This window comes from Robiginitalea sp. (assembly GCF_049588695.1).
In the GTDB taxonomy this organism is placed as follows: Bacteria; Bacteroidota; Bacteroidia; order Flavobacteriales; family Flavobacteriaceae; genus Robiginitalea.
Genome location: NZ_JBAVZJ010000411.1, coordinates 1 through 4,180 on the forward strand (window position 1 = coordinate 1; position 4,180 = coordinate 4,180).

Sequence of the window (4,180 nt, forward strand, 5' to 3'; positions counted from 1 at the left end):
CTCCCCCTCCAGTTGTACTTCCCTGTTGTCTTCCCATGTACTTTCGTTAAAGGCTATTTCGGTCAGGGCGTTGAGCGCTACTGAAGAGGCATCCGGGAGGGTAATTGTAGTCTTTTCACCAACCCCGGTTTCTACCCGGACTAAATTCTGCTGGAAGAGTAAATAATACATGGCCAGACCCAGCACCAGTACACTGGCTATCCGCATCAGGGGCCTTGCCCAATTCCGTTTAGGTAGGGGTGTGTGGTCCTCTGGAAGCCGTTTCCCGAGCATGGGGGAATCTACCCCTCCTGATAAGCCCGGTGCTTTAAAAGCAGCAGCATCTGAAATGATTCCCCTGTAAAATGAAGCCTCCTCCAGGGCATCAAAAGCCTTGGATTCTTCAGGGCTAAGCTCCCCTGAAAGCCATTTTCGTATTAAGTCGTTCTTATCCATAGAACACATCCCTTTTATATATAACAACCTTAGGGTCGTTTTTCCCGATTATTTTATACGGAATCCTTCCAATTCATTTTTTAAGGTATCAAAGGCCGAATAAATCCGGTATTCCACCACCTTTCGGGTAACACCCAGCATTTCGGCAATTTCGCTGTGTTTTTTGCCTTCGACCTTGCTTAGAAGAAAAGCTGTGCGCTGCTCTTCAGTAAGCCTGGCGAGCACCTGCTGGTATTTCTTGAAGTATTCTTCCTTTTGCATTAGGAATTCCGGCGATTCATGGGTATGCCCTTTGGGCTTCTGCGACTTGTATTTCAGGACCACTTTTTGATGCTTGATCTCATTGAGCATCATATTGTTTGCAACCGTAAAAAGAAAGGACTTAGCCTTCTCAACGGTTACCTTCTTGCAGTTTTCCCATAGTTTAACAAAGGCCTCCTGCGTCTTGTCATCCGGGTTGAAGGAATCCCCATACTTGTAGTACAAAAACTTGTGAAGGTCATCGGCCAATCGCTCATAAAGGCCTGAAAACACGGATTCTTCGCAAATATCCTTATGTAAGTCTTTTTTCAAAAAAAGGAAATATTAGATCTGATCAAAAGTAAAAAAACTATTTTCTTCACTTTTTTTCAGGAGTTCTTTGGCCAGGGTTGTTCTATATATAAACACCAGAAGTAAAAACTTATTTGCTATGAAAAAAAGTTTCAGACCCTTTAGTGTATTATTACTTGTACTCGTTTTACTCTTCGCTTCCTGCAGGGAAGAAGAATTTGAATTAATCGAGGGACCTCAGGAAGAAGTGCTTGAGGCCAATTCAAGGGTAGCTAGTCTGCTCCAGCGCACATCCACAAAAGACGGTTCTTACGATAACATTATCGACAACGCGAATTGCATCAGCGTGCAACTTCCGATTACCGTAGTGGTGAATGGCCTCGAGATTAACGTGGATTCAGAAGATGATTTTGAAACCATTGAAGATATTTTTGACGCTTTGGACGATGACGAGGATAGCCTTGAAATTTTCTTTCCGATCACAGAAATTCTCTCAGACTATACAGAGATTGTGATTTCCAGCGAAGACGAACTCGAGGACCTGATTGAGGATTGTTCTGGCGAAAATGAACCGGATGACGATATAGAATGTGCAGATATTCAGTATCCCGTGACCGCATCGATCTTTAATTCGAACAACGAAGTACTCGACGTCATCACTTTTACCAGCGATCGGGACCTGTACAGGTTTATCGATGACCTGGAAGATGATGATATTGTAAATCTGGACTTTCCAATTACGGTGGTGCTGTTCGACGGGTCGGAGGTACGGGTTAATGACCTCGATACCCTGGAAGACATCCTCGACGATGCCAGTGATGACTGCGATGAGGACGACGATTACGATTATAATGATGATGATTGCGATTCGTGTACGACTGAAGCGTTATCAGATCTGCTGATTCAATGCCCGAATTGGACGGTCGATAGTTTGGAGCGAAACGACCAGGATCTCGATGAGCAGTACGATGGATACGTCTTCGGTTTTAATGAAGATGGTACGCTGGAGGTGTCTTCAGGTACGAGCATCTTTGAAGGGACCTGGGAGGCTGAAGGAACCGCAAATGACATTACTATGACGATCAGCATTCCTGATCTTGAAGATTTCAATGCCTCCTGGAGGGTGCAGGAAATTGAACGGGAAGATGATGAGGGTGAGATCGAACTCACATTGGGCGATGACGAACTCAGCTTTGAAAGCGATTGTTTATCTGATGACAATACAGAGGATACCAATGGAGATGATTCCAGTGATGATACCTCAGACGACAGTGGGACTTCGGATTTAAGTTCTGTCCTTACCGACGGGTCCTGGAGTGTTTCTACATATTTGGACGATGGCTCGGATGAAACAGCGGATTTCACTGCTTACACTTTTCTCTTTCAGGAGAACGGTGTGGTAACAGCAGACAATGGGAGCACGACCAATGGTAGCTGGATAATTGAGGAAAACGGAGACAAACTCCTACTGGATTTCGGAACGACAATCCCCCTTGATGAATTCACTGAAGACTGGGAGGTTGTCTCAGCCAGTGAAACCCAAATTGAACTGCGGGATGTCTCTGGTGAAGATGGCACGACCGACACCTTGATCTTTACAAAACAATAATCTTTAATACTTAAACACAAACACCATGAAACAGCATATTTTGAAAATCGGAGTACTGGCGGCTACACTTTTTGTTACGGCTTGTACGAGTGATAGTGATGATTTATCGAATCTGGCACAGCTGCAGGCAGATGTTGAAGAATTGAATGAAACGGCTCGATCCGGAACGTGGACCATCACCAATTTTGTGGATGACGGACAAGATGAAACTTCTGATTTTTCGGGCTATGATTTTACATTCAACCCGGACGGAACCCTGCTGGCCGATAACGGTACCACCACAGTGACAGGTACCTGGTCGATCACAATCGACGATGATTCAAGTGATGACTCGGGTGATGACTCAGATGATGATGGACTTGACGATGATTACGATGATGATTATGATGATGACGACGATGAAATTGAATTCAACATCTTTTTTGCTTCCCCGGAAACCTTTAGCGAACTTTCTGAGGACTGGTATATTATTTCATTTTCCTCTGACACCATTCAATTAGCCGATGACGATGACGATATTGATGGCACTACAGATTTACTGACCTTCGAAAAATAAGTATGGCTTAACCTGGATGGCTTATGTGAATCCGTCAAAAACCCCGCTATGAAAAAGAAGGGTTTTATAAACCGACCCCGGGGGACACCCCGGGGCGGTTTTTTTATAAGTACGCCTGGAGGGGGTTAAGGTTCAAAAGTTCAAAGTTCAAGGTTCAAGGTTCAAGGCTCAAGTTGGCAGTGGGAAGTGGCATTGGGCAGGGGGAAGAAGGGTCAAAAGTTCAAGGTTCAACTCTCAAGTTGGCAGTTTGCAGTACTGATGTTGAGGTTTTGAATGGAATATTGCGTTTTCTGCCTACTGCAACTGCCTGCTGAATACGCTCTGGGAGGTTCAGCCTTCAGTGTCCTTTTTCGCTTTCCCCGCGCCAATGGGAATATTGCATTTGAGGTAAATGGAATTATTCCGGCTCCCCGAAACACCTTTGATGACATTGGTAAAGCCCTGGTAATATTTGAGCCCCAAGGTCACTCCCTTACCCGGTTTAAGCCTGTAACCAAAACCAATAACCCCACCCACATCGAATGTGTTCAGGGCATCTTTATTCTCTATCCGGATCCGGGTTTCGGTGCCGTCAACATCCGAGTCGAACTGAACCCAGGTTTTGTACATCAATCCAAATTGTGGGCCGGCTTCGGCATAAATCCGGCTGGGGAATTCGTATTTGATCAGGGCAGGAACCAGGAAATTGTTGATGTACTGGGAATAGGTACCGCCTTCCTGCTCACGAGAAACCTCCAGTAGCAATAGGGGTCTGAGTCACTTAATTCGGCCACACCCAGTTTTGACTTCACCAAAACACCTGTATAGAATTTCCATGAATCCTTGAGGCGGTAATCGAAATAAAAACCCAGGTTGAAACTAGAGAGGCGTTTGTCCGCATCGAGGGCCCCGATCTGCGAAAAGTTAAATCCTCCCTCCAGGCCGAACTCTATTCTGTCTGAGTTAAGCTTGTCTCCAAAGATCAGGGAGATGAGTACCTGAGAGGAAACGGTGTAGGAGCAAAATAAAAGAAATACGCTGCAAAAGAC

Annotated in this window: 4 protein-coding genes and 2 pseudogenes; 2 read left to right on the plus strand and 4 right to left on the minus strand. The window is 45.1% G+C overall.

All coding sequences use genetic code 11. From position 1 onward, the window contains the following. Both WBV75_RS09680 and WBV75_RS09685 read right to left on the minus strand, forming a co-directional pair. Positions 1-435: pseudogene (locus WBV75_RS09680) on the minus strand (hypothetical protein); the annotation flags it as partial. Positions 436-483: 48 nt separating this feature from the next. After that, positions 484-1,008 carry an RNA polymerase sigma factor gene (locus tag WBV75_RS09685; protein WP_424120418.1) on the minus strand — a complete coding sequence of 175 codons (525 nt, stop codon included), beginning with the start codon at positions 1,006-1,008 and terminating at the stop codon, positions 484-486. 118 nt (positions 1,009-1,126) lie between these two features. Between WBV75_RS09685 and WBV75_RS09690 the strand changes: the two genes are divergently transcribed. After that, a complete protein-coding gene (locus WBV75_RS09690) occupies positions 1,127-2,596 on the plus strand; it encodes a hypothetical protein (RefSeq protein WP_424120419.1) in 1,470 nt (489 codons plus the stop codon). A gap of 25 nt (positions 2,597-2,621) precedes the next feature. Then, positions 2,622-3,152, plus strand: a complete 531-nt coding sequence (locus WBV75_RS09695) for a hypothetical protein (protein WP_424120420.1) — start codon at positions 2,622-2,624, stop codon at positions 3,150-3,152. A gap of 330 nt (positions 3,153-3,482) precedes the next feature. On the opposite strand, the gene WBV75_RS09700 is transcribed toward WBV75_RS09695, so the two are convergent. Together WBV75_RS09700 and WBV75_RS09705 are read right to left on the minus strand one after the other, a co-directional pair. After that, complete coding sequence (locus WBV75_RS09700) at positions 3,483-3,896, minus strand: outer membrane beta-barrel protein (RefSeq protein ID WP_424120421.1); 414 nt, start codon at positions 3,894-3,896, stop codon at positions 3,483-3,485. After that, positions 3,818-4,180 (minus strand): annotated as a pseudogene (locus WBV75_RS09705) (hypothetical protein); the annotation flags it as partial. The gene WBV75_RS09700 and the pseudogene WBV75_RS09705, both read right to left, overlap by 79 nt.